Source organism: Gilliamella sp. B3464 (genome assembly GCF_026536145.1).
Taxonomy (GTDB): domain Bacteria; phylum Pseudomonadota; class Gammaproteobacteria; order Enterobacterales; family Orbaceae; genus Gilliamella.
The window spans coordinates 62,540-88,294 of the sequence record NZ_JAFNOQ010000012.1; the positions used below are offsets into that span (position 1 = coordinate 62,540).

Genomic DNA, 25,755 nt, shown 5'->3' on the forward strand with positions numbered 1-25,755 from the left:
ATAAAGAAAGTATTTAGACTTCACTGAACAATAAAAAAGGGCATATAGCCCTTTTTATAATCAACTCAGATAAATAAGCGAGTATTTAAAGTTGATATATTACTTTTTATAAGCATCATTATGCACGCCTATCGCAGCACGACCTGACGGATCATTGAGATTTTTAAATGACTCATCCCACTCAATCGCTTTTGCTGTTGAGCAAGCGACCGTTGGACCACCCGGTACACAGTGAGCAGCACTTTCAACTGGGAATAATTCATCAAAAATTTCACGATACATATATGCTTCTTTTGAAGCGGGTGTGTTATATGGAAAACGGAATTTAGCATTTGCTAATTGCTGGTCAGTAATTTTACTTTCAGCAATCTCTTTTAATGTGTCAATCCAGCTATAACCTACACCATCAGAAAACTGTTCTTTTTGACGCCAAACAACAGATGCGGGTAAATAAGACTCAAATGCTTCACGGACAATATGTTTTTCCATTTTGCCGTTGCTGCCACACATTTTATCTTTAGGATTAATGCGCATCGCCACATCTAAGAATTTTTTATCCAAGAATGGAACACGAGCCTCAACGCCCCATGCTGCCATGGCTTTATTAGCACGAGCACAATCATACATATGAAGTGCCGCTAATTTACGAACCGTTTCTTCATGGAACTCTTTAGCGTTTGGCGCTTTATGGAAATACAAATAGCCACCAAATACTTCATCGGCACCTTCACCGGATAAGACCATTTTAATGCCCATCGCTTTAATTTTTCGCGCCATCAAATACATTGGTGTAGAAGCTCGGATGGTTGTTACATCGTAAGTTTCAATAAAATAAATTACATCACGAATAGCATCAATACCTTCTTGAATAGTAAAGTTAATTTCGTGGTGAACGGTACCAAGATGGTCAGCAACAGCCTGTGCAGCTTTAAGATCAGGCGCGCCTTTCAAGCCAACAGCAAATGAATGCAATTGTGGCCACCAAGCTTCAGATTTTTCATGATCTTCAACCCGTCTTGCTGAGAATTTTTTGGTAATAGCTGAAATAACCGAAGAATCAAGTCCTCCAGAAAGTAATACACCATAAGGAACATCAGACATAAGATGGCTTTTAACCGACTCTTCTAATGCTACACGAAGTTCGTTAATGTCAGTTTTATTATCTTTGACATTTTCGTAATCCATCCAATCGCGTTTGTAATAAGTTTTGATTTCACCTTCAGTGCTTGACAAATAACTGCCCGGCGGAAAAGCTTCAATCGTTTTACAAACTGGCACTAATGCTTTCATTTCAGAAGCGACGTAAAATGTGCCATTTTCGTCATAACCCATATACATAGGGATAATGCCAATATGGTCACGACCAATAAAGTAAGCATCTTTATTAATATCATAAAGAACAAACGCGAACATACCTTGTAAGTCATCAAGGCAATGAATGCCTTTTTCTTGATACAGAGCAAGGATCACTTCACAGTCTGATCCTGTTTGAAATTCATAACGATCTTTGTACTGATTTCGGAGTTCTTGATGATTATAAATTTCGCCATTAACTGCTAAAACTAATGTTTTATCTTTATTATAAAGTGGCTGAGATCCAGTATTAACATCAACAATTGATAAACGTTCATGAGCAAGGATTGCTTTATCAGAAGCAAAAATACCAGACCAATCAGGTCCACGATGACGCTGTAGACTTGATAATTCTAGTGCTTTTGTTCGTAGTTGTTCTGGATCTGATTTAATATCAAGAATACCTAAAATCGAACACATTGATTTTCTCCATTTAAAATCGCACACGCGATACTATTACAAAATAAAAAACTAACTAAAAAATTCACACCATTGTTATTAGTAAAATAAGGTATGTCAAACTATCTGTTTAACAGCATACACATTATTCATACACAATTAAAGTACAATGTGATTATACTTTTCCTATTACTGCGAAAAGCTAAAAATTATTTTTTTAACCAGCGACCTTGTTGCTTGATATATTGCCCTGCTGGGGTTTTCTCTTGAGCTTTACTACCCGCTCTTTTTTCAACTTCACTTAAAGACACATTCGTTTCAGCTGAGACTTTTTGATATTGTGCTTTACGAGCCTGGTTAATTAATTGAGCAATTTCACTTGCATTAGCTTCATTTTTAACTACACCTAAATAACCATCATCTTGCTCACCCACAAAACCTTGTGCTTTAGCTTGACTCAATGCATCCATTGCTTGATCTAAATTTAATGCAAAAACGGAAAAAGATAAAACCATCGACAATAAAACACATGATACTTTTTTATAGATTGTCATAACAACCCCCTAAACAATTACATCATAATTTATTTAATTGAATATAAATAACAAAAGTTATTGATATACCATATTAGATTTTTATTTATCAATATCAAAAATGCCAATCAAACACGAAAATTCAATTATTTAATATAAGCCTGACTTATTAATAATATTATCTAATGCCTTATCAACTTTAATATTAATTTGGTGATCTATTTTTACATTTAAATTAATATTAATAGGTTCACTTGGTGCTTCTACTTTAACTGTGGGTGAACATCCACTTAATATAGTGGCACATATCACCATTGCAATAACATTTCGTAGCATAAAATAACCTCTTATTTAAAAGATTCCTTCTTTAAATGTGCTTCAATACGTTGACGAATCGGTTCACTAATGTGATCTGATAATTGTAAACTCATCAATAATTTAACAATATTTTCTTGTAGATTAATATTTAAATTAACGGCTTTACCTTTTTTTATTTTTGGATTTTTGCCTTGAATGTTAATCGCTAAATTTGCTATTTCATCAGCATAATTAACACTAGCAGCAAGTTTAGTATATTCAAAATTCTGTAACACATTGGTGACTAATTGCATGTTAGGATTGTTTTTTGCATAATCTTGCAATGCTGAATTATTAAATGCTAAATACCCTGATGCAGTTGTAGCAAGTTCACCGTTTTCAATTGAGACATTATACCTATTATTATTTGCTGTTGGTATCTGAGTTATTTTGATTGGTAACATACCATCAATAGATCCTTCACCATTAAGTCCCTCAACCGGGTAAGTGGTTAAGATATCCTTTAATTGGATTGCTTTTAAATAGACTTTGATACTTTGCTTAAGTTTATTGAAATTTATTGTGCTATTGTTAACCAAAATTTTTCCAGAAAAAAGCGTTGACTCAAAGCGATGCCAACTTAATTTGCCTTTGCTTATGGCGTTAAAAGATGCTAAATATTCTCCGGCAAATTTTACATTTTCAAATAATATGCCGACATTCACATTTCGTATTCTTGTATTAAATGTTTCAATCAAGAACTTATTATCTTTAACTAAAAGTTGCCCACCACTTGATGCTGATTTAATTTCAACATTATCATAAATACCATCCAAATTTTGGATATTGAATCTTCCATCAATGATGACATTTTCAATAGTAACTGGAATTTTAGATTGCATTGCAAAATTTAGTGTGCCATTAAGATTAGCTAACATTAGGTTGGGTGAAATACTTACTTGCTCTGCATTTATTGTCGAGTTACTGACATTGAGTGAAAGACGATCATGTTTTAGCCACCCATTAAAAAGAACCGTTATTTTAGCATTTTTTATATTAGCTTGAGTTAGGACTGTATTAAATTCAGCAGTGGTGATATCCACTCGAGATTCAGCACGATTTAACAATAAATTAGCTGAAAGTTCACCACTATAATTTTTATTGAATGAAGCACGAAGTTGCAATGAATCTAACTGCTTTTCCACATTAATTTTAATATCAATAAGTTCATTGTGTTGCTGATAAAAACGTATTGAATCAATATGTATTAATTTGGGAAGCCATGTATAAAAACTAGCGAAATTGGAAAAGGGGCTATCTGATTGTTCAGTATGACTTTTATCATCTATTGGCAATGAATCTGTATCGATTTTACTTTGATTTGCTTGCCAGTAAATTTCTAAATCTGTCGCCGATAAATTCGACCAAGAAAATTTTAAATTTTTACCGGTAATTTTCAGTTGAGATTGTTTAGATAGGGTCAGTTCATCAAAACATAAACCGTTAAAACCGATGCTCATACCTCGCCAATCAACTGTAAGATCGAGTTCTTGTTTTAAACTCTGCCAATACCACCATCCAAATGAACTAAATAATAGCACAATGAGTAATAGAAAAGATGGGATCAAATAACGCTTCTTTAAACGTACCATTTAATATTCCTGACCCATTACATTCATTGCCGGTTTTGCCGGCAATGATAATTGAATCACACTGATGTCTGTTCCCGTTGATCAATATAAGCAAGCGCTTTATCTATACGAGCTAAAGTCCGTTTTTTACCTACAGCAAAAACGGTTGCATCAACCGATGGAGATTGACCAATACCCGTTACAGCAACGCGTAATGGCATACCCACTTTACCCATACCAACCTCAAGCTCAGTTGCGGTTGCTTCAATAGCATGATGAATTTTATCAATTTGCCAATCAAAATCAGCAATCGCCTCAATTTTCGCTTTAATAGCTAATAGTGGCGCTTTAGCAACTGGGCGTAGGTGTTTTTTAGCTGCATCAGCATCAAAATCATCAAAATCTTGATAACAATACGCACATGACTCAGCCATCTCTTTCAAGGTTTTACAACGCTCAGCAAACAATTTAATTATGGTTATAAGATCAGGACCTTGACTTAAATCATAGCCATGTTGGTTCATATGCCAAACTAAATGCTGCGCAACATAGTCGGCATCCAAATGATTAATATAATGATGATTCAACCAAAGTAATTTTTCGGTATTAAACGCACTTGCAGATTTACTTACTGCATTTAACGAAAATAAATCTATCATTTCAGATATCGAAAAGATCTCTTGATCACCATGTGACCAACCAAGACGCACCAAATAGTTAAGTAATGCTTCCGGTAAATAGCCATCATCACGATACTGCATCACACTTACTGCACCATGACGTTTTGATAATTTTTGTCCGTCGTCACCTAAAATCATTGATACATGCCCATACTCAGGTAGAGGTGCATCTAATGCTTTAAGAATATTAATTTGACGAGGCGTATTATTAATATGATCTTCACCGCGTATAACATGTGTAATTTGCATATCCCAATCATCAACGACAACGCAAAAATTATAAGTAGGTGAACCATCAGTTCGGCGAATAATTAAATCATCAAGCTCTTTATTGGCAATTTCAATTGGACCACGAATTAAATCGTTGAAAACAACAACGCCATCAACCGGATTAGCAAAACGCACAACATGCGGCTCATCATGAGTATGCTGTTTTTGTACAGCATCACAACGACAATGCCCATCATAACGGGCTTTTTCCCCTTTTGCCATTTGCTCTTCGCGCAGTTTTTCTAGGCGCTCTTTAGAACAATAGCAACGGTAAGCCGTTCCTTTGGCCAACATTTCGTCAATCACTTGATTATAGCGATCAAAACGCTTAGTTTGGAAATATGGGCCTTCATCCCATGACAATTTAAGCCAATTCATACCATCCATGATAGCATCAATCGCTTCTGGTGTTGAACGCTCAAGATCAGTGTCTTCTATACGTAAGACAAATGAACCCTTGGCATGGCGAGTATAGAGCCAAGAATAAAGTGCAGTACGAGCACCACCAACATGTAAATAGCCAGTTGGACTTGGCGCAAAACGAGTTTTAATTTTCATGAAATAATCCTAATAATAACAAAAGTAAGCTTGGTCATGAAAACTCAAAACCAACGCTTTTTTCTCTAATTCGACCCAATCAGTCAATAGAATAACTTTTTGATATAAATTCAGTTTAGTTGCTTATTCTAGCATGGTAAAAGGTTTCGGCAATAGCCGATTACTATCGGCAACATGATTGCGACAATCGTTAATACAGTTAAGTTGATTTAGACGATTTAATAGAAATCGTTGAACAAACAAATCTATGCGTGTTTTAACTAAAAATTAATGTGCTTCATCCCAATTATTACCCACACCGACATCCACTTTTAACGGGACTGATAATTGGTAACAATTTTCCATAATAGATTTAATTTCATTTCGATACGCATCAACTAATTCATGCTTAACCTCAAACACTAACTCATCGTGCACTTGCATAACCATTCTTATATTACCGGCTGACTGTTTTTTAATCCATTTACTCATCTCAATCATGGCAATTTTGATAATATCAGCAGCAGTGCCTTGCATCGGTGCATTAATCGCTGCGCGTTCCGCTCCGCGGCGCTCAATGCCATTTGTTGAGGTGATTTTTGGTAGATATAAACGTCGACCCGAAAGTGTTTCAACATAACCACGTTCAGCGGCTAACTGACGCGTTTGTTCCATATAGTTTTGTACGCCGGGATAACGTTCAAAATACCGATCGATATAAAATTGTGCTTCTTTGCGAGCTACATTGATTTGTTTAGACAAACCAAAAGCACTCATGCCATAAATCAGTCCAAAATTCACCGCTTTCGCTCGGCGCCTTTCTTCTGATGTCACTTCACTTTCGGACTTACCTAAAATTTCGCCCGCAGTTACGCGGTGGATATCTTTGTCATGAGCAAAAGCATTAAGTAAGCTTTTATCTTGCGACAAATGCGCCATGATACGTAACTCAATTTGTGAGTAATCCGCCGAGATGATCTTATACCCTTCTGGGGCAATAAACGCTTGACGAATGCGGCGACCTTCTTCATTTCGAACTGGAATATTTTGTAAATTTGGGTCATTAGAAGATAAGCGCCCCGTCACTGTACCAATTTGGTTATAATTGGTATGAATACGATGATCAATAGGGCTAATCATTAATGGTAATTTATCAGTATAGGTATTTTTAAGTTTTGCCAAGCCTCGATAAAACAGAATCATACGTGGCAATTGATAATCATTAGCAAGTTCACTTAGCACTTCTTCACTGGTTGATGGATCACCCTTAGGTGTTTTTTTCAATACCGGCAATTGATGCTTATCAAATAAAATGGCTTGTATTTGTTTTGGCGAAGCAGGATTAAATTTTTCGCCAGCCAAAAATTGTAGTTGTTGCTCGGTTTCCCTTAGTTTGCTGTCCAATTCCTTTGAATATTCATTGAGCAACTTAGCATCGACTAATACCCCTGTTCTTTCCATCTCGGCAAGTACCAGAGCAAGCGGCATTTCAACATCAGTAAAGAGTTTGATTAATTTTGAATCTTTTTCAAGGCTTGGCCACAATTTATTATGCAGCTGTAACGTAATATCGGCATCTTCAGCGGCATATTGAGTGGTTTTTTCAATATCAATGGCATCAATAGTTAGCTGTTTTTTATCTAACTTAGTCAGTTCATTATAAGTAATAGTTTTATGATTTAGGTAACGATGAGCCATACTATCCATATCATGACGTTCGGTACTATTTAATACATAAGACTCAAGCATCGTATCAAAAGCAATGCCTTGCACTTTAATATCATAATTAGCCAAAATACTATAATCAAACTTAGCATTTTGCGCGATCTTTTTGATATTAGGATTTTCTAAAATTGGTTTTAATTTTGCTAATACTTCATCAAGTGGTAACTGATCTGGAACCCCTAAGTATTGATGAGCTAGAGGAATATAAGCGGCTTGATAAGGAACCACACTTAACGATATTCCAACGAGCTTAGCATGCACATGATCAACACTATCTGTTTCTGTATCAAAAGCAAATTGTTTACTATTACTTAACTTAGTGAGCCATTCATCGAGTTGTGCCGACGTTAAAATGCATTGATAATCAGACTCTTTATTTTGTTTAACGTCTTCATTATCGGAAAATAATGGCACACCACCGCTAGGGGATGATTTTTGTTGTTTTAAGAAAGTACCTGCCATTAACTCTTTTTGCCAGCGGTGAAAACCATAATAGGCAAATAATTCGTTTAATGCATTCACATCAATATCACTTACCATCAGTTGTTCGCTAGTAAAATCCAATTCTACATCAGTTTTAATGGTGGCAAGTAAATAAGAGAGTTCAGCCTCTTTTTGGTTATCAATCAGTTTTTGTTTTAAAGATTTTGCGCCACGAATTGAAAGTTTTTCAATTTCATCAAGACGAGCATAAATATCTGTTATGCCACTAAATTCAGCTAATAAGCTTTGAGCTGTTTTTTCACCAACACCAGGAACGCCAGGAATATTATCGGAAGAATCGCCACGCAGTGCTAAATAATCAATAATTTTCTCGGGTGGAACACCAAATTTTTCGATCACCCCTTGAGGATTAAGTACGGTGTTATTCATAGTGTTAATTAAAGTAATGTTATGACTCACTAACTGAGCCATATCTTTATCACCAGTACTAATTAGCACATCCAGATTTTCGCTTTCAGCTTGTCTAGCTAACGTACCAATAACATCATCAGCTTCAACACCTTCAATACACAGTAAGGGTAATCCCATTGCTTTCAAAATAGTATGAATAGGCTCAATTTGAGGGCGAAGATTTTCAGGCATCGCTTCGCGGGTTGCTTTATATTCGCTATAAATCTCATTACGGAAAGATCCCCCTTTAGCATCAAAAACCACAGCAATATGAGTCGGATTAAATTGATTAATTAAACTACGAATCATATTAATGACACCAAAAATAGCCCCTGTTGGTTCACCTTTGGCATTAGTTAACGGAGGACATGCAAAAAAAGCACGATAAAGATAAGAAGAACCATCAATTAAGATAATGGGTGTGTTATTTGGCATCATAATCACCTAGGTTATGCTATATAATAGTGAATAGTATAACCTAATTGGCAATAATATTCTTATTATGACCGATAATATAACGTAAAAATGTTTAATGTAAGTCATACACTTTAGTATAAAAAACGCGTAAAAAACTGTATCTTACACTGTGACTGTTATATAATATCACATCTATTTTTTGCCTGAGTATTTGATAAATGACACAATTAAGTCTAGCTGCGCAAAAAGTCAAAGCGGCCTTAGCTGATAAAAATCTTGAAACGCCATCATGTCGTCTAGCTATGGATAATAGTGAGCGTAAGGCTAAAATTGAAGCTCATTTTCGTGAAATTATGAAGTTAATGGAACTTGATTTAACAGATGATAGTCTGGCTGAAACACCACATCGAGTTTCTAAAATGTACGTTGATGAGATTTTTTCGGGGCTTTACTATGAAAACTTTCCGAAGATCACCTTAATTGAAAATAAAATGCAAGTTGACGAGATGATAACCGTTCGTGATATCACTTTAACCAGTGTATGTGAACACCATTTTGTCACCATTGACGGCAAAGCAACTGTCTCTTATATCCCTAAAGATAAAGTGATAGGCTTATCCAAAATTAACCGAATTGTCGAATTTTTTGCCTCACGTCCACAAGTACAAGAAAGGTTAACTCAACAAATACTCGTTGCCCTTCAAACCTTACTAGGGACGGTCAATGTGGCGGTCTCAATTGATGCAACCCACTATTGTGTTAAGGCTCGAGGCATTAAAGATTCAAGTAGTAGAACAACGACAACAGCGCTGGGCGGCGGGTTTAAAACAAATCCAAGTACCAGACAAGAATTTTTACGAGCACTTAATCATTATTAACAATAATAACCCGATTTGATTGATATTGATGTTAAACCCAAACTTAGCATTAAATATCGGTCTAAAACATATTAAAATAAGTGATGTAAGACAATAACAAATCCGACTTTATATTACGTGCATCTTCAAGAAAGATTGGTATAATTCTCGGCTACTTAATATAAATAACATTGTTTTCATGAAGATTATCCGTGGTATCGCTAATTTAAAAAATCAATTTTCTCAATGCGTTTTAACATTAGGAAATTTTGATGGTGTGCATTTGGGTCACCAGCAATTAATTCATCATCTTATTAAACAAGGTAAAAAATTAAATTTACCGACTGTGTTAATGTTATTTGAACCACAGCCATTAGAGTTTTTTAATCCTAATAATGCGCCTTCACGGTTAACATCATTTCAAGAAAAGGTGATTTTTATTAAAGAGCTTGGGATTGATTATATTATAGCGATTCCATTTACTCAGACCTTTGCCCGCATGTCAGCTGATTGTTTTATTCAAGATTGGTTAATCAATAAGCTAAAAGCCAAATTTATCACTATTGGTGATGACTTTCGATTTGGATTCGAACGGCAAGGTGATATCAACCTTTTACAACACTATGCACATCAACACGACTTTGCTGTGGAAAATATGCCGACATTTGTTTGGAATCATTTAAGAATTAGTAGCACAGCAGTGCGCCAAGCTTTGTTGAATAATGATTTTCAATTAGCACACAGTTTATTAGGGCGTGATTACACCATCCAAGGTCGTGTGGTGCACGGTAATGCGTTGGCAAGACAACTCGGTTTTCCAACAGCTAATATTCATCTACATCGAAAAAAGCCTGCATTGCAAGGGGTTTATGTGGTTAAAGTTAAAAATTGCTGTAACCAACAACACTATTTTGGCATTGCTAATATTGGCTTAAGACCGACTATTCAAGGAAAAAAAGCAGTTTTAGAAGTGAATCTATTTGACTTTTCGGGTGACATTTATGGACAATATTTAGACGTGACTTTTGTCCATAAATTGCGCGACGAGAAAAAATTTGACTCATTGGCTGAGTTAAAACAACAAATTACACAAGATGTTTGCACTGCCAAACAGATCAGTGCACAATTAACCCATTAAAAAGAAGTAGTATCAACCAAATTAACTGGAATAAATCAGCATGACAGATTATAAAAATACACTAAACTTACCGGAAACGGGCTTTCCAATGCGAGGCGATCTTGCTAAACGAGAACCGGCAATGTTACAAAATTGGTACGATAAAGAACTTTATCGTAAAATCCGCCAAGTAAAAAAGGGTAAAAAAGCCTTTATTTTGCATGATGGACCTCCATATGCCAATGGCAAACTTCATATTGGTCATGCAGTTAACAAAATAATTAAAGATATTATCATTAAATCAAAAGGGTTAAGTGGTTATGATTCCCCATATATTCCAGGTTGGGACTGTCACGGCTTACCGATTGAGCAAAAAGTTGAAGAACAAGTAGGAAAACCGGGCGTAAAAGTAACACCTGCTGAGTTTCGTCAAATTTGTCGTGATTATGCCGCTTCACAAGTTGAACTACAAAAAGCCGATTTTATTCGTATGGGTGTGCTGGGTGATTGGCAAAATCCATACCGTACAATGGACTATGATACTGAAGCCAATATTATACGTGCTTTAGGAAAAGTCATTCAAAATGGTCATTTAGTTAAAGGTGCTAAACCTGTTTATTGGTGTACTGATTGTATGTCATCGTTAGCTGAAGCCGAAGTTGAATACTACGATAAATCTTCACCAGCCATTGACGTAAAATTCAAAGCGATGGATAACCAAGCTGTTGCTAATAAATTTGGTGTCAATACTGATTTAACCATCTATGCCGTGATTTGGACAACAACACCTTGGACATTGCCGGCAAGCCGAGGTATTGCCTTAAATGCTGACTTTGAGTATCAACTGGTACAAATCAATGATAAAGAATGCTTAATTTTAGCCACTGACCTTGTCGAATCAGTCATGAAACGTGCCGAAATTTCAGAGTGGAAAATTATTGGCAGCTGTAAAGGTGATGCGCTTGAGCTATTACGCTTTAAACACCCTTTCCTTGACTTTGACGAACCTATTGTACTCGGTGATCATGTTACTGTTGATGCCGGTACAGGTGCAGTGCACACCGCACCAGGTCACGGTGCGGAAGACTTTATTGTCGGTCAAAAATATGGTCTTGAAGTGGCTAACCCTGTTGGTGGCAATGGCTGCTATTTACCGGGTACAGGTGCAGGTTTAGATGGCTTATTTGTATTTAAAGCTAACAAAGTTGTAATTGAAATTTTAAAAGAAAATAATGCATTACTGCATTTTGAAAACATTGAACACAGTTACCCATGTTGTTGGCGACATAAAACACCGGTCATTTACCGAGCAACACCACAATGGTTCATCAGCATGGACAAACAAGGGTTACGTGCGCAATCATTAAAAGAGATCAAACAAGTTCGTTGGATCCCAGATTGGGGACAAGCACGAATTGAAACCATGGTAGCAAACCGCCCAGATTGGTGTATTTCTCGTCAACGTACATGGGGCGTACCAATGACGTTATTTGTGCATAAAGAGACCGAAGCGCTACACCCAGACACATTAGCATTAGTTGAAAAAGTCGCTAAATTAGTTGAACAAAATGGTATTCAAGCTTGGTGGGATGCTGATATTAGAGATCTATTAGGTCCTGATGCCGATGATTACCGTAAAGTACCCGACACATTAGATGTGTGGTTTGATTCCGGATCAACTTTCTATTCAGTCGTTGGTGTTCGTGCTGAATTTGCAGGTCATGAAGCAGACATGTACCTAGAAGGTTCAGATCAGCACCGTGGTTGGTTTATGTCTTCATTAATGTTATCAACCGCGATTGATAACAAAGCCCCTTATCAGCAAGTATTGACCCATGGCTTTGTGGTTGATGGTCAAGGCCGCAAAATGTCAAAATCACTTGGTAACATTGTGACACCACAAGAAGTAATGAATAAACTGGGTGCAGATATTTTACGTTTATGGATCGCCTCAACTGATTATTCCGGTGAAATGAGCTATTCCGATGAAATTATCAAACGCTCAGCCGATAGCTATCGTCGAATTCGTAATACAGCTCGCTTCTTATTAGCTAACTTAAATGGCTTTGACCCAGCTAAGGATATAGTAAAACCGGAAGATATGGTGGTGCTAGACCGATGGGCTGTTAGTATGGCTAAAGAAGCACAAGAACAAATCATACAAGCTTATGAAAACTATGACTTCCATAAAGTTGTTCAACGTATTATGCAGTTCTGTTCAATTGAAATGGGCTCATTCTATTTAGATATTATTAAAGATCGCCAATATACAGCTAAAAGCGACAGTATTGCTCGCCACAGTTGCCAAACAGCGTTATATCATATTGCGCAAGCCATGGTACGTTGGATAGCGCCGGTATTATCGTTCACAGCTGATGAAATTTGGCAATACTTACCTGCATCACAAAAATCAGAATTTGTGTTTGAAGATGAATGGTATTGTTCACTCTTTAGTTTATCTGATAGTGAAGCATTAAATAGCGAATATTGGGCACAAATTTTAGCTATTCGTAGCGAAGTCAATAAAGTGCTTGAACAAGGTCGTAACGATAAAGTGATTGGTGGCTCACTTGAGGCTGCGGTGACACTTTACGCTGATGAAAAAATTGCGGATGCTTTAGCAAAATTAGAAAATGAATTACGTTTTGTTTTATTAACTTCACAAGCTAGTGTTAAAACATTAGCGTCTGCGCCAAAATCAGCAATACAAAGCGATATCAAAGGTTTGAAAATTGAATTGGCTAAAGCGCAAGGTGATAAATGTCCTCGTTGCTGGCATTATACTGTCGATAATGATCCAACAACGCATTTATGCAAACGTTGTGAACAAAACATCCATGGTAATGGTGAAATCAGGCATTTTGCTTAATAAACAGTCATTAATTCATCAAACAAGGGTTATAGGCAACCACACTATAACAATTTAATTTCTTTACCGCCGACAATTGTCGGCGGAAACATAATGAGCATATACGCTATGAAAAAAAACAATGGGCTTTACTGGCTATTGTTAGCAATAGTTGTTTTTATTGTTGATATTGCAAGTAAATTCTGGATATTAGATCGCTTTGCTTTATATGAGTCAGTGAATCTTTTACCTTTCTTCTCAATCACTTATGTGCGTAATATTGGTGCAGCCTTTAGTATTTTTGAAGGCCAACGTTGGATGCTTGCATCTATTGCATTAATTATTAGTGGTGTAATTATCTATATGTTATATCGCAATACAGGCAGACAAAAATTAGAAAACTTTTCATTATCATTAATTTTAGGGGGCGCATTAGGAAATTTATTCGATCGCCTTTACCATGGTTTTGTTGTCGATTTTCTTGATGTCAATTTTGGTGATTGGCACTATCCAACGTTTAATATTGCAGACTGTGCAATTTGCGTAGGTATTGGATTATTTATTCTTAGCAGCTTAAAAAAACCCAAGAAGACCATCTAACATGCAAATTATTTTAGCGAATCCACGAGGCTTTTGTGCCGGTGTTGATCGTGCTATTACTATCGTTGAACGAGCACTAGAGTTATTTGGTGCGCCAGTTTATGTCCGTCATGAAGTTGTTCATAACCGCTATGTGGTTAATCGCCTTAAAGAGTTAGGGGCTATTTTCATTGAAGAGATCAATGAGGTGCCAGACAATGCTATTTTAATTTTTTCAGCACATGGTGTGTCTAAAAGCGTTCGTGAAGAAGCCAAACAACGTCAACTTCGTATATTTGATGCTACTTGTCCATTAGTCACTAAAGTGCATATGGAAGTGGCTCGATCGAGTTATCGAGGTGAAGAAGTCATTTTAATTGGTCATGCTGGACATATTGAAGTCGATGGCACCATGGGGCAGTACAATAACCCAGAAGGTGGAATTTATCTGATTGAATCCATTGAAGATGTTGAAAAACTAAAAGTGAAAAACGAACAACACCTTTGTTTTACCACGCAAACCACACTATCAGTTGATGATACAGCTGAAATTATTGCTGCACTAAAAAAGCGTTTCCCAAATATCCGCAGCCCTCGTAAAAATGACATTTGTTACGCCACAACTAATCGCCAACAAGCGGTTAAACAGCTCGCTTCACAAGCAGATGTGGTATTAGTTGTTGGCTCTAAAAACTCGTCTAATTCAAATCGTTTAGCTGAACTCGCTAGACGCAATAGCAAGCATGCTTATTTAATTGATTTTGCCTCTGATATTGATCCCGCTTGGTTAACCAATGCCCGCACAATAGGAGTGACGGCAGGCGCTTCTGCACCCGATATTTTAGTCCAACAAGTTATCGATCGCTTAAAAAATTTAGGTTGTACAACACTCACCGAAACCGACGGTATTTTAGAAAATATTACATTTGAAATACCTAAAGCACTTCGAATTGAAGTAAAAGCAAACTAACTGTTTAATTTGAGTGTTTTAGTTGCTCAAATTTTGCCAGTAGCTGATCATGGGTCTCGATATGCTCAGGATCAGCAATAATCGCATTTTGAATAGGGCAAACACGTTGACAGGTTGAATGATCATAATAACCCACACATTCAGTACATTTATTGGGATCAATTTCGTAGGTGTCAAACCCCATCGAGATAGCCTCGTTCGGACACTCAGGTTCACACATATCACAATTAATACACTTAGAGGTTATTTTTAACGCCATTACTTTGTTTTTCTTAATCCACTTAAAAAATTTGCGCCATTATAACGCAATCCTTAATAAAACCTAAGATAAGATGCAGTAAGCAAATTCAAAATTAGTCTGTTTTATAAAAAAGGTAATGTATGAGTATACCTTTATCTAAGTAAGATAATATAAACTATTAGATTAGTTAAATGAGTATTTTTGTTGAAATTCAAAAATATCTTCCAAATTTTCATGCTACAACCAAAGAAAGCCTTATCACACTTAAAATTGCTTAAAATATTTTCATAATTATTACAATTTATTATCGTTAGTTATCAATGGCATTTGATTTTATACGATACAATGACGAAAAATTTTATAAAAAATAATAGGATGAAAAGATTGTCAAAGTTTTTAAAAATTAAAAATATTGCTATAACCTTTATTATATTAGCCATTATTTATCTTGTTTATTGGATTTTATCCCCTTCTGAAAAAGCAGTAAATTATATTACCGCACCAGTGACTAAAAGTAATATTGAAAAAACTGTTCTTGCCGATGGAACCATCAGTGCTTTTAAGCAAGTAAGCGTTGGTGCTCAGGTTTCTGGTCAAATCAAAAAATTATATGTGGAATTAGGCGATGAAGTTAAACAAGGCGATATGATTGCCGAAATAGATGATCTTAAACAAAATAATGATTTAAGACAGTCAGAAGCTTCATTAAATAGTTTAGAAGCTCAACGTAAATCGAAAAAAGCAAAATTAGTTAACTATCAACTTACTTACGATCGTCAATTAAAGTTAGTCAATAAAGGGGTTGGAATTCAATCCGATTTAGATGCCGCTAAAGCTGATCTTGATGGAATTAAAGCCGATATAGCAGCACTAGATGCAGATATTATCAGTGCTCAAGTTGCCGTTGATACCGCTAAAGTGAACTTAGGGTATACTAAAATTCGTTCGCCAATTGATGGGGTCATTGTGGCAATTCCGGTTGATCAAGGGCAAACTGTTAACTCTGTTCAAAGTGCGCCAACAATAGTCAAAGTTGCACAACTGGATAAAATGACCATTGAGGCACAAATTTCTGAAGCAGATGTGATTAATGTAAAAAAAGGCATGCCTGTTTATTTTACAATATTAGGTCAGCCCAATAAACGTTTTGAGGGATTAACACTACGAGCAATCGAGCCTGCACCAGACTCAATTAATACCGAAAGTTCATCTAACTCAAGTACATCCTCTTCAACGACTAAAACAGCCATCTACTATAATGGTTTGTTTGATGTTGATAATCCAAATCACATTTTACGTATTTCGATGACAGCTCAAGTTTATATAGTGTTATCACAAGCTAAGGATGTGCTTACGATTCCATCACAAGCTATTGAAAAGAATTTAGATGACGATAAAGCTATTGTTTACGTACTTAATCAACATAATGATATTGAAGAGCGAAAAGTCAGTTTAGGTGTCAATAATAATGTTAATGTTGAAATCAAATCAGGGCTTAAAGAAGGAGAAGTCGTCATTGTAAGTAGTATCAATGGTGCACAACTCAATCCTAATGGACGGACCCCAAGGATAAGATTCTAATATGACAAATAATAACCCGCTGATTAAACTTGAAAATATAGTACGTGAATTCCCTGCTGGCGATTCAACCATAAAAGTGCTTAAAGGTATCAATTTGTCGATTAATGCTGGTGAAATGGTTGCCATTATTGGCGCTTCAGGATCGGGCAAATCAACTTTAATGAATATTTTGGGTTGTTTAGATAAACCCAGTTCGGGGGTTTATACTATTGGAGGTCGAACCACTAATCAATTATCCCCCGATGAATTAGCCGAATTACGTCGTGAACATTTTGGTTTTATCTTCCAACGTTATCATTTATTAAGTGCCCTTACTGCGCAAGGGAATGTCGAAATTCCAGCAATTTATGCTGGCGCATCTAATGAATTTAGGCAACAACGTGCTGTTGAAATTTTAACGCGATTAGGGTTAGAAGATAAAATCAATAACAAGCCGAATCAATTATCTGGCGGTCAGCAGCAACGAGTCAGTATTGCGCGAGCGTTAATCAATGGTGGGCAAGTGATTTTAGCCGACGAACCAACCGGCGCGCTAGATCGTAAAAGCGGTTTAGAAGTTATGGCAATATTGCGCGAACTTCATAAACAAGGCCATACTGTCATCATTGTGACTCACGATAGCAATATTGCCCAAAGTGCACAGCGCATTATAGAAATCAGTGATGGTAATATTATTTCAGATGCTAGTAATCCTAACTATCATGATGATGATGATAATCGACAAATAAAACAGATAGAAACAACCAAAACACAAGATAACTGGTTAGCCAAATACTATCGTTTTCGTGATGCATTTAATATGGCAATATTATCTATGTTATCGCAGCGACTACGTACTTTTTTAACCATGCTTGGTATTATTATTGGTATCGCTTCTGTTGTGTCAATGGTGGCATTAGGGCAAGGAACCAAGCAAAAAATTCTGTCTGACATTAATTCATTAGGAACAAGCACCTTAGAAATTTATGCTGGTAATGGATTTGGTGATCGTAATGCCGATAAAATCACAACATTGCGATCTTCTGATGCTGACTTTTTAGCCAAACAAAGTTTTGTCCATAGTACCACGCCTAACCTTTCAACTAGTGTCTATTTTCGCGTTAATAATTTGGCGGTAACAGGAACGGTTAATGGGGTTGGTGAACAGTATTTTACTGTACGTGGTTATAATATAACTAAAGGTAAAGCGTTTGATCACGCAAGTGTTCTGTCGTCCGCGCAAGATGCTGTCATCGATGAAAATACCGTTAATCGCTTATTTAATAATCAAGATCCAATTGGTAAAATTATTATGGTTGGGCAACTACCAGTTAAAGTCATTGGCATTGCTACTAAACAACAGCAAGGCTTTGGTAGTAATGAAAGCCTGAATATTTGGTTACCTTATACCACAGTGATCAATCGCATGGTTGGGCAAACATCATTAAAAAGCATTACTGTTAGAGTAAATGATAATGTTGATCTATCCGTAGCAGAACAAGCGATTAATAAGATTATGCTACAACGCCATGGCACTAAAGACTTTTTTATATTTAATTCCGATAGTATTCGTGAAACCGTGAATTCTTCAACATTGGTGTTAACATTATTAATCTCAACTATTGCGTTAATTTCACTGTTGGTTGGCGGTATTGGCGTAATGAATATTATGCTGGTGTCAGTCACAGAAAGAACGCGAGAAATTGGGGTAAGAATGGCGGTTGGAGCTCGCTCTAGTGATATTCTTCAACAATTTTTAATTGAAGCAGTGTTAGTCTGTTTAATTGGTGGTATTTTGGGAATTATACTATCATTTGTGGTTGGGCTGATTTTCAATTATTTTGTCTCTTTATTTGCTATGAGTTTTTCAATCATTTCAATTATTGCGGCATTTAGTTGTTCAAGTATCATTGGTATTATTTTTGGTTATTTTCCTGCCAAACGAGCGGCAAAACTTGATCCAATTTATGCACTAGAACGTGAATAATACTCCAATAAAATCCCTTTGCTGAAATAACTCAAACAAAGGGATTGATTAATTTACAGCTCGCTAATTGATTAATGCAATGAATATTTTCTATGTATCTATCAATTATTTAAACAGTAATAAATTACTCATTACTGTTTGCTTGTTTATCATGAGCTTTGACATTCGGATCTAAACCAACTAAAAAGGCTGTAACCCTCGCATAATCTTTAATAAATGCATCATCACTTGACACATCTAACCCTTTAGTATTGATATAGAATTTACGGTTAACAATCCAAGTTGGTATGGATGTTGGCTGCATTTCTTTAATAGCATTAGCTTGTTGCGCCATAAAAGCTTTAACTAAAAAGCTGTCTTTGGTTTTATCATAAGTTTCAGAATCCACACCGAGTTCAGCAAATACAGCTTTAATATCATCTGGCGTTTTTATACTACGATCTTTTTGTACTGCATTATACAGTGCTGGTGAAACTTTATCTTCAATACCAAGTACATTAGCAATCGCCCATGCTTGAGCTAAATCTTGAGCAAGTGGACCAAAATCCAATAAATGATAACGTTTAATTTTGATATCTTGAGGGATAGCTTTAGCTATAACTTGTGAACCATGATATTGGTTTTCAAATCTATAACAACTAGGACAATTAAACGAAAAAAATTCGATCACTTCTTTATCTGGCGATGGATTAGTGGGTAATACAATATATTGTTTATCCACTTCAATCGGAGCTTGAGTCGTCGCCGGAGCGGCTGTTTGCGATGCATCTGTTTTTGCATTAGAAGGCGCTTCATCAGCAAAACAATTTACCGAAAACAGTAATACTCCCATAGCAATAAGCGTTTTTTTCATTTAACTAATTCTCCTTATTCTTTAATGATGCCGCGAGCTTTTAATAGTGCGGTTTTAAAATCTTCTTCATAATCTTTTTTTAGTCCGGGAATGACTTCACTTTTATCAGCATCGCGCATCTTTAAGTGATAGATTAACACTTCATCGCCCAGATCTTTTAAATCGCCCTCGAAGCCAGCTTCCTGACCGAGTTTAACTAAAAATTGTAACAAACTGAGATCTGAATCATTTTCCCAAGCTGACTTTAATAATTCCATTACTTCATCAATACGATGACATTTCATAAATTATACCTTTTTTGAATCTTCAAACCCATTGAAGATGATGATTTAATATTTTATTTTGATATTGTGTTACTCATTAGTTTAAGCATAACACTATTGATAAAAACAATTTATCAAAATAAATGATGTAAACATGTTTAATTGAATTTATCAATTATTCCATACCTGAAAAACCATTACAGATATATTTCATTTTCCAATTACAACACTTGATTACTTAATCTAAGTATGAAGACTATGTTATAAATTGTACGATTTAAAATAACTTTGCTATATAGTAATGTTATTTTGTGTTTTGGCAATGTAAAAGAGAAATAATTTATGCAGAAAAGCGCTATTACCGCAATCATTTTAGCTGGAGGTCAAAGCTCACGCATGAATGGTGAAGACAAAGGCTTAATCTTATTAAATGACAAAGCGCTTTATCAACATGTTATTGATCGCATTGCGCCTCAAGTCGGCACACTAATGATCAATTGCAATCGTCATTTAGATCAATATCAAAAAGCAGGTTATGCCATATTTAGTGATGATTTAGAGGGTTTTTTAGGACCACTTTCGGGCATCTATAGCGGATTACGTCGGACCAATACCGATTGGAACTTATTTGTTAGTTGTGATACCCCTTATTTACCCAAGGATTTAATTGCCCGTTTAGCAAAATATACGACCAATTATAGCGCTATCTACCCTTTTGATGGCAAATACGCTCATCCAACGATTTTACTTATACATCGTTGTGTACTTGTACAATTAGAACAATATTTAGCACTAGGGAACCGCAAACTAATGCTATTTTTGCAGCAAGTACAAGCTAAAGCCGTAGATTTTAGTGATACGCCAACATCTTTTGTGAATATTAATACCTATGACGAATTAGCCAACGCACATTTATCCTAAATCAAATTTTACGATAACCATGATTGCAATAGTCTATCTAACCTATCAATTTCATCTATTTGAGTTGACCATGAAGTACAAAAACGTAAACAGCAGTTATGGTCATCGATAGGACCTAAATTATCAACCGCATAATGAGCAATAATTTTTTCAGCCAGTTGGTTGGGAAAATTAACAAATAGTTGGTTAGTTTGTGGTTTGCTGGCAAATGTTAATCCAGCTTTTTCAAAAACAATTTTTAGTTTATCGGCCATATTATTACTGTGTTGCCCTAACTGGAAGTACAAATCATTTTGCATCAACTCATTCATCTGTACAGCAACAATCCAGCTTTTTGCTAATATTGCACCTTTTTGCTTCATACTAAAACGAAAGTCTTGATTAATAGATAGATTATTAAAAATAACCATTTCACCAGCAAACGCCCCGACTTTGGTTCCACCAATATAAAATACATCAGTGTATTTAGCTAAATCAGGCAAAGTCAGATCATTATCTTTTGCTGCCAATGCCATCGCTAGGCGGGCACCATCTAAATAAAGAAAAAGGCGATTTTTTTGGCAATATTGATAAAGATTTTTAAGATCTTGCTGACTATATATTGTGCCTAATTCAGTGGTATTAGAGATGTAAATAAGCTTAGGTTGTACCATATGTTCATCACTATGATGAAATAATACAGGTTCTATCAATTCCGGCGTAAGTTTTCCATCAGCTGTTGGCACCGAGATTACTTTATGCCCTGTCGCTTCAATCGCTCCGGTTTCATGCACGTTAATGTGTCCGGTATTCGCGGCAATTACGGCTTGATAGGGTTTTAAAATATGTGAAATGACCGTTAGATTGGTTATTGTGCCGCCAGGCATAAAATGCACATCAGCATGAGGGGATTGTAATCGTTTTTGAATATTTGCTATAGCTTGTTTGCAATATTCATCTAAACCATAACCCGCTAATTTCTTATTATTAATATCAATAAAACTTTTTAACAAACTGGGGTGAACTGTTTGATTGTAATCATTCAAAAAATCGTTCATATTATTCTCTTTTTGAACATCTGCTGCAAAAATCATGTAATATTGTTTATCTATAGAATATAGTACATTAACATAAACTAGTGATGAATAAAAAAAAGATTATCGGAATTTGTGGTTATAGCGGTAGTGGCAAAACTACATTGTTAAAACAGGTTATTCCACTACTTATTAAACAGGGCGTTAATGTAGGCTCATTAAAACATGCCCATCATGACATCGAGTTAGACATCCCTGGTAAAGATAGTTATGAATTGCGTAAGGCCGGCTCAGTACAAACAGCCATCGTATGCGATAATCGTTATGCAATTATTCATGAAACGCCCAATAAACCAGCAGATCTGACTACACTGATAAATCAGTTTACAGATGTAGACATCATATTAATTGAAGGATTTAAACACGAAAAAATACCTAAAATTATCTGTCATCGTCAAACCATTAATCATCCCGTTTTTATCGATGACTTAACGCTTGCTGTCGCCAGTGATAACCAATTGGATATATCGATTCCATTGCTAGATATCAATCAACCACAACAAGTTGTGAAGTTTATACTCGATTACCTATTTAACTGATCTAATGATGATGTTCTGATTGGCAATAAAACGTATTGAGTAAAGTTAATTTTTTATAGCGATGTAACTCATTTACTAGCTTGCTTAACATAAATAGCCAATTGAAAAATGAAAGATTGATATTCCAAACAAAAATTTATAAACATTAAATAAAACAATGTAAATGATATGTTAATATAGCTAACCTTTAGCTATATCCTGATTTAAGCAATATGCATCCATTATTAAAAAAGATATTAATCAAAACAAGAAACGTAGTTATTGGATTAATGCTGTTATCTATTTTTCTCATTTTAATAATGCGTTGGATCGATCCGATTGGCTCAATGTTAATGGTAGAAAGAAAAATTGTTAATTGGGGCATCACACAACAGCGGGAATGGAAAGATTGGGATGCAATTTCAGACAATATTAAAATCGCAGTTATTGCTTCAGAAGATCAGAACTTTGCAACACACTGGGGCTTTGATTTTGATGCAATTAATCGAGCATTGAAACATAATCAAAATGCAAAAAAAATTCGTGGCGCAAGCACTATTACCCAACAAGTAGCTAAAAATATTTTTTTATGGCCATCACGAAGTTGGCTACGTAAAGCAATAGAATCTTGGTTTACTATCTGGATTGAGTTAATTTGGTCAAAACAAAGAACCCTTGAAATCTATTTAAATAGTGTAGAATGGGGGGAGGGGATTTTTGGCATTGAAGCAGCATCTCGTTATTATTTTAATGTCAGTGCAAATCAATTAACGCCTTATCAAGCGAGTTTACTTGCAGCAACGTTACCTAATCCAAGAAAATGGAGCCCAGCCACCCCCACAAACTATGTCCAAAAAAAAGCAGAATGGATTCGAGCGCAAATGGCTAATCTTGGTGGTAAAAATTATTTAAAACAGATGGAGTAAAAACTGTTTTAAATTAATGTCTGAATAAATTCGGGTACCACCTGACTTGCTGGGCCATAAATTTTAGTTTGAAATAAACTTTCGCCTAAGCTTGGCTCTAAATTAAGTTCAATCGTTTTAGCACCGGATTGATTAGCAATTTGAACAAAACCGGCGGCAGGATAGACATTGCCCGATGTGCCAATTGAAATAAAATAATCTGCTTGTGATAATGCATCATAAATTTGATCCATCTGTAATGGAATTTCACCAAACCAAACAATATGCGGCCGTATTAATTTATTTTGTTGATAATTAATATCGTTGAAACAGTCAATAATTTCTCCGGTTTTTTCATTACGCGCTTTTAATAATTCGCCATGCATATGAATAATATTTTTCGATCCAGCTTGTTCATGTAAGTTATCAACATTTTGAGTTACAACCAATACATTATTTGAACCGAGTTTTTGTTCTAACTCAGCCAGTGCAATATGGGCTTGATTCGGTTTTACCGATGGATCTTGCAATTTTCTTCGTAACATATTGTAAAAATTATGCACCGCTATGGGATCACGACGGTAACCTTCATAAGTGGCAACATCATTAACATCATAACCTTCCCATAATCCATTTTGGGCTCGAAAGGTTGATAACCCCGATTCGGCTGAAATGCCAGCCCCTGTTAAAATGACAATTTTGGGCGTTTTTAACATATCTATTTTCCTTTTTATTGATAAGTTAAATAATTAACCGTGATATAAAAGATTATTGGCTATATTCGGTGGTAAATATATGTAAGGCTGGTTGACTTAATTTTTGATATTGGCTGTAAGCACTTGCTACTTTAAGCCTTATTTCATCTTTTGATTCACCATCCAACCAACTGTTAATCATAGCATGAATACTATAAGCTTCTGGCGCCATACGGTGCAAGGTTAAGATCAATGGATTAATACCTAAATGAGATAGTGGTGGAGTAAAATATTTCTGACTTTTACAAGCAAATACAGCAGCAAAACGCGATTTTTGCTTTTCTTGTTGAGTTTTAGATAATGTGCTCCAACGCCAACTACCTGGTAAATAACTGCGCCAAGATGGCGTTTCCATTAATGCATTATGCCCAATATAAACAACAAGATCAGCGTTACCACCAGCATTGATTTGTTTTTTATCTACTGATAATGACAGCGAATTTTTTCCCGCAGAATAGTCAATAAAATCATTTACCGTATCATCAATATATTTACCATCATAGGCTTGAGCAATAAGGTAAACATCTTGATTTTGATGTTTATATATTATCTCTTCTAATATTTTACCATCATTAGGCTTATTAACTTGTATAACTTGCCACTCTTTTTGCTTAGCAAAATAGGTTTTAAAACCGTAAGCCGCGCCCCAATAGAGATTATTTTTGGGATCTTGACCATTACCAATCGCAGCTGGAACTGGCGCTATACCTTGATATTTGTTATCACATAATGCGACCAGAACATGAATAACTTTTGTGTCGGCTAAACATGAAAAAGATAAAAAAAACGATAAGAATGATATCAACCATAAATAAGGACTAATTTTGTTCATAATTGATACTTTCCTCATCAATTTCATATTTAACTATAACTAAATTTTATACATCACTTTGCAAGAAATACATTTCAGCATACCGGCAGCATTCTGTTTAATCAATGTATCTTTCCAGATTTTATTCTTTCGCTAAGTAACACCGTTTTGACCAATAAAGGTATTTTTCATCATTATAATAAGTACATTGATTTTCTTGATTATACTATAATTATTTTAAAGTTAATGCGAGTCGACATTTCATACAATTTGTAAAATTTTATCAGTCAAATTATAGCGCATTCAATTGACATAATTATAAAAAATAGCCATATTTAAGCGAAAAGGTAAAACATATCCATTATTAGGAAAAGTTTCAAAGCTGTGGTTAGCGCTTGCTATGATGTCTAGTTCTAAATAGATTGCTAACTAGTATGTGAAATAGCTAATATTGACCAATATCCTCACCAAATGAAAGCATCATGGGATCAATAACGCCTCATTTTTGAATTGATTTGCCAACCAGTCGACAAAAAGAGAAGCACCAAGTAAATAGTAAGGTAATCAACATTGGTTTACGCTTAACCATATAGCTTAATGTGATAACTTGAAAGCGGTTTCCTTATAAATTTTATGGTTGTAATGTAAAAAATAAATAGACTGCTTTATGTTATCTACTTTTAAATAAAAACAATAACCATGTTAAATAAACAGCGTGAACCCTCGTTTAACGATCAAAAGTTGATATTAATTAACTTTAC

22 protein-coding genes are annotated in these 25,755 nt (G+C 35.4%); 10 read left to right on the forward strand and 12 right to left on the reverse strand.

The genetic code is table 11. The features are described from left to right. Nucleotides 1–99: 99 nt before the first annotated feature. The 6 genes from asnB to polA form a co-directional block, all read right to left on the reverse strand. Complete coding sequence (gene asnB, locus J3U57_RS11480) at nt 100–1,773, reverse strand: asparagine synthase B (protein ID WP_065633200.1); 1,674 nt, start codon at nt 1,771–1,773, stop codon at nt 100–102. 188 nt (nt 1,774–1,961) lie between these two features. Then, a complete protein-coding gene (locus J3U57_RS11485; RefSeq protein WP_267344784.1) occupies nt 1,962–2,306 on the reverse strand; it encodes a YdbL family protein in 345 nt (114 codons plus the stop codon). Between the two features lie 129 nt (nt 2,307–2,435). Then, nucleotides 2,436–2,621, reverse strand: coding sequence for a YnbE family lipoprotein (locus J3U57_RS11490; protein ID WP_267334378.1), 186 nt, complete (start codon nt 2,619–2,621; stop codon nt 2,436–2,438). A gap of 11 nt (nt 2,622–2,632) precedes the next feature. Further along, nucleotides 2,633–4,234, reverse strand: a complete 1,602-nt coding sequence (locus J3U57_RS11495) for an intermembrane phospholipid transport protein YdbH family protein (RefSeq protein ID WP_267344785.1) — start codon at nt 4,232–4,234, stop codon at nt 2,633–2,635. 56 nt (nt 4,235–4,290) lie between these two features. Then, nucleotides 4,291–5,721: a glutamate--tRNA ligase gene (gene gltX, locus J3U57_RS11500; protein WP_267334382.1), complete on the reverse strand. Its 1,431-nt coding sequence runs from the start codon at nt 5,719–5,721 to the stop codon at nt 4,291–4,293. A gap of 267 nt (nt 5,722–5,988) precedes the next feature. Beyond that, nucleotides 5,989–8,757 (reverse strand): DNA polymerase I, encoded by a 2,769-nt coding sequence (gene polA / locus J3U57_RS11505; protein WP_416379680.1) that lies wholly within the window; start codon nt 8,755–8,757, stop codon nt 5,989–5,991. A 197-nt stretch (nt 8,758–8,954) separates the two neighbouring features. Here polA and folE point away from each other — a divergent pair, with 197 nt between their 5' ends. From folE to ispH, 5 genes are all read left to right on the forward strand, one after another. Further along, nucleotides 8,955–9,614, forward strand: coding sequence for a GTP cyclohydrolase I FolE (gene folE, locus J3U57_RS11510; RefSeq protein ID WP_267334385.1), 660 nt, complete (start codon nt 8,955–8,957; stop codon nt 9,612–9,614). A gap of 178 nt (nt 9,615–9,792) precedes the next feature. Further along, nucleotides 9,793–10,731 (forward strand): bifunctional riboflavin kinase/FAD synthetase, encoded by a 939-nt coding sequence (gene ribF / locus J3U57_RS11515; protein ID WP_267334387.1) that lies wholly within the window; start codon nt 9,793–9,795, stop codon nt 10,729–10,731. Between the two features lie 40 nt (nt 10,732–10,771). Next, nucleotides 10,772–13,579, forward strand: coding sequence for an isoleucine--tRNA ligase (gene ileS / locus J3U57_RS11520; RefSeq protein ID WP_267344788.1), 2,808 nt, complete (start codon nt 10,772–10,774; stop codon nt 13,577–13,579). A gap of 108 nt (nt 13,580–13,687) precedes the next feature. Continuing rightward, nucleotides 13,688–14,158, forward strand: a complete 471-nt coding sequence (lspA, locus tag J3U57_RS11525; RefSeq protein ID WP_267334391.1) for a signal peptidase II — start codon at nt 13,688–13,690, stop codon at nt 14,156–14,158. Between the two features lies 1 nt (nt 14,159). Further along, the gene (ispH, locus tag J3U57_RS11530; RefSeq protein WP_267334393.1) at nt 14,160–15,107 is read left to right on the forward strand and encodes a 4-hydroxy-3-methylbut-2-enyl diphosphate reductase; all 948 of its coding nucleotides are present in this window, start codon (nt 14,160–14,162) and stop codon (nt 15,105–15,107) included. A 4-nt stretch (nt 15,108–15,111) separates the two neighbouring features. Here the strand turns inward: ispH and J3U57_RS11535 are convergent, their stop codons facing one another. Then, entirely contained in the window at nt 15,112–15,366 is a 255-nt protein-coding gene (locus J3U57_RS11535) for a YfhL family 4Fe-4S dicluster ferredoxin (RefSeq protein WP_267334395.1), read from the reverse strand. 357 nt (nt 15,367–15,723) lie between these two features. Between J3U57_RS11535 and J3U57_RS11540 the strand changes: the two genes are divergently transcribed. Both J3U57_RS11540 and J3U57_RS11545 read left to right on the forward strand, forming a co-directional pair. Further along, on the forward strand, nt 15,724–16,929 hold the full coding sequence (locus tag J3U57_RS11540) for an efflux RND transporter periplasmic adaptor subunit (protein WP_416379613.1): 1,206 nt from the start codon (nt 15,724–15,726) through the stop codon (nt 16,927–16,929). A gap of 1 nt (nt 16,930) precedes the next feature. Then, entirely contained in the window at nt 16,931–18,895 is a 1,965-nt protein-coding gene (locus J3U57_RS11545) for a MacB family efflux pump subunit (RefSeq protein WP_267334399.1), read from the forward strand. A gap of 124 nt (nt 18,896–19,019) precedes the next feature. Here the strand turns inward: J3U57_RS11545 and J3U57_RS11550 are convergent, their stop codons facing one another. Continuing rightward, nucleotides 19,020–19,748, reverse strand: a complete 729-nt coding sequence (locus J3U57_RS11550) for a DsbA family protein (RefSeq protein WP_267334401.1) — start codon at nt 19,746–19,748, stop codon at nt 19,020–19,022. A 14-nt stretch (nt 19,749–19,762) separates the two neighbouring features. Then, a complete protein-coding gene (locus tag J3U57_RS11555) occupies nt 19,763–20,032 on the reverse strand; it encodes a YihD family protein (protein WP_065633215.1) in 270 nt (89 codons plus the stop codon). Nucleotides 20,033–20,353: 321 nt separating this feature from the next. On the opposite strand from J3U57_RS11555, the gene mobA reads away from it, so the two are divergent. Continuing rightward, nucleotides 20,354–20,932: a molybdenum cofactor guanylyltransferase MobA gene (gene mobA / locus J3U57_RS11560; protein ID WP_267334404.1), complete on the forward strand. Its 579-nt coding sequence runs from the start codon at nt 20,354–20,356 to the stop codon at nt 20,930–20,932. A gap of 8 nt (nt 20,933–20,940) precedes the next feature. Here the strand turns inward: mobA and J3U57_RS11565 are convergent, their stop codons facing one another. Beyond that, nucleotides 20,941–21,969 carry a threonine aldolase family protein gene (locus J3U57_RS11565; RefSeq protein ID WP_267344789.1) on the reverse strand — a complete coding sequence of 343 codons (1,029 nt, stop codon included), beginning with the start codon at nt 21,967–21,969 and terminating at the stop codon, nt 20,941–20,943. Nucleotides 21,970–22,052: 83 nt separating this feature from the next. Here J3U57_RS11565 and mobB point away from each other — a divergent pair, with 83 nt between their 5' ends. Further along, nucleotides 22,053–22,544, forward strand: coding sequence for a molybdopterin-guanine dinucleotide biosynthesis protein B (gene mobB / locus J3U57_RS11570; RefSeq protein ID WP_267344790.1), 492 nt, complete (start codon nt 22,053–22,055; stop codon nt 22,542–22,544). 212 nt (nt 22,545–22,756) lie between these two features. Continuing rightward, on the forward strand, nt 22,757–23,449 hold the full coding sequence (gene mtgA, locus J3U57_RS11575) for a monofunctional biosynthetic peptidoglycan transglycosylase (RefSeq protein WP_267344792.1): 693 nt from the start codon (nt 22,757–22,759) through the stop codon (nt 23,447–23,449). A gap of 8 nt (nt 23,450–23,457) precedes the next feature. Here the strand turns inward: mtgA and cobB are convergent, their stop codons facing one another. Both cobB and J3U57_RS11585 read right to left on the reverse strand, forming a co-directional pair. Continuing rightward, the gene (gene cobB, locus J3U57_RS11580) at nt 23,458–24,144 is read right to left on the reverse strand and encodes a Sir2 family NAD+-dependent deacetylase (RefSeq protein WP_065633219.1); all 687 of its coding nucleotides are present in this window, start codon (nt 24,142–24,144) and stop codon (nt 23,458–23,460) included. A 52-nt stretch (nt 24,145–24,196) separates the two neighbouring features. Continuing rightward, nucleotides 24,197–25,015 (reverse strand): hypothetical protein, encoded by an 819-nt coding sequence (locus J3U57_RS11585; protein ID WP_267344794.1) that lies wholly within the window; start codon nt 25,013–25,015, stop codon nt 24,197–24,199. Nucleotides 25,016–25,755 lie beyond the last annotated feature (740 nt).

Bases quoted from the DNA above. Each gene is read 5' to 3' on its own strand.
- J3U57_RS11545 (WP_267334399.1), top strand. From the start codon at position 16,931: ATGACAAATAATAACCCGCTGATTAAACTTGAAAATATAGTACGTGAA.
- asnB (WP_065633200.1), bottom strand. From the start codon at position 1,773: ATGTGTTCGATTTTAGGTATTCTTGATATTAAATCAGATCCAGAACAA.
- mtgA (WP_267344792.1), top strand. From the start codon at position 22,757: ATGCATCCATTATTAAAAAAGATATTAATCAAAACAAGAAACGTAGTT.
- J3U57_RS11540 (WP_416379613.1), top strand. From the start codon at position 15,724: ATGAAAAGATTGTCAAAGTTTTTAAAAATTAAAAATATTGCTATAACC.
- J3U57_RS11485 (WP_267344784.1), bottom strand. From the start codon at position 2,306: ATGACAATCTATAAAAAAGTATCATGTGTTTTATTGTCGATGGTTTTA.
- J3U57_RS11550 (WP_267334401.1), bottom strand. From the start codon at position 19,748: ATGAAAAAAACGCTTATTGCTATGGGAGTATTACTGTTTTCGGTAAAT.
- lspA (WP_267334391.1), top strand. From the start codon at position 13,688: ATGAAAAAAAACAATGGGCTTTACTGGCTATTGTTAGCAATAGTTGTT.
- ribF (WP_267334387.1), top strand. From the start codon at position 9,793: ATGAAGATTATCCGTGGTATCGCTAATTTAAAAAATCAATTTTCTCAA.
- gltX (WP_267334382.1), bottom strand. From the start codon at position 5,721: ATGAAAATTAAAACTCGTTTTGCGCCAAGTCCAACTGGCTATTTACAT.
- J3U57_RS11585 (WP_267344794.1), bottom strand. From the start codon at position 25,015: ATGAACAAAATTAGTCCTTATTTATGGTTGATATCATTCTTATCGTTT.
- cobB (WP_065633219.1), bottom strand. From the start codon at position 24,144: ATGTTAAAAACGCCCAAAATTGTCATTTTAACAGGGGCTGGCATTTCA.
- J3U57_RS11490 (WP_267334378.1), bottom strand. From the start codon at position 2,621: ATGCTACGAAATGTTATTGCAATGGTGATATGTGCCACTATATTAAGT.
- J3U57_RS11535 (WP_267334395.1), bottom strand. From the start codon at position 15,366: ATGGCGTTAAAAATAACCTCTAAGTGTATTAATTGTGATATGTGTGAA.
- J3U57_RS11495 (WP_267344785.1), bottom strand. From the start codon at position 4,234: ATGGTACGTTTAAAGAAGCGTTATTTGATCCCATCTTTTCTATTACTC.
- polA (WP_416379680.1), bottom strand. From the start codon at position 8,757: ATGATGCCAAATAACACACCCATTATCTTAATTGATGGTTCTTCTTAT.
- ileS (WP_267344788.1), top strand. From the start codon at position 10,772: ATGACAGATTATAAAAATACACTAAACTTACCGGAAACGGGCTTTCCA.
- mobB (WP_267344790.1), top strand. From the start codon at position 22,053: ATGAATAAAAAAAAGATTATCGGAATTTGTGGTTATAGCGGTAGTGGC.
- J3U57_RS11555 (WP_065633215.1), bottom strand. From the start codon at position 20,032: ATGAAATGTCATCGTATTGATGAAGTAATGGAATTATTAAAGTCAGCT.
- folE (WP_267334385.1), top strand. From the start codon at position 8,955: ATGACACAATTAAGTCTAGCTGCGCAAAAAGTCAAAGCGGCCTTAGCT.
- ispH (WP_267334393.1), top strand. From the start codon at position 14,160: ATGCAAATTATTTTAGCGAATCCACGAGGCTTTTGTGCCGGTGTTGAT.
- J3U57_RS11565 (WP_267344789.1), bottom strand. From the start codon at position 21,969: ATGAACGATTTTTTGAATGATTACAATCAAACAGTTCACCCCAGTTTG.
- mobA (WP_267334404.1), top strand. From the start codon at position 20,354: ATGCAGAAAAGCGCTATTACCGCAATCATTTTAGCTGGAGGTCAAAGC.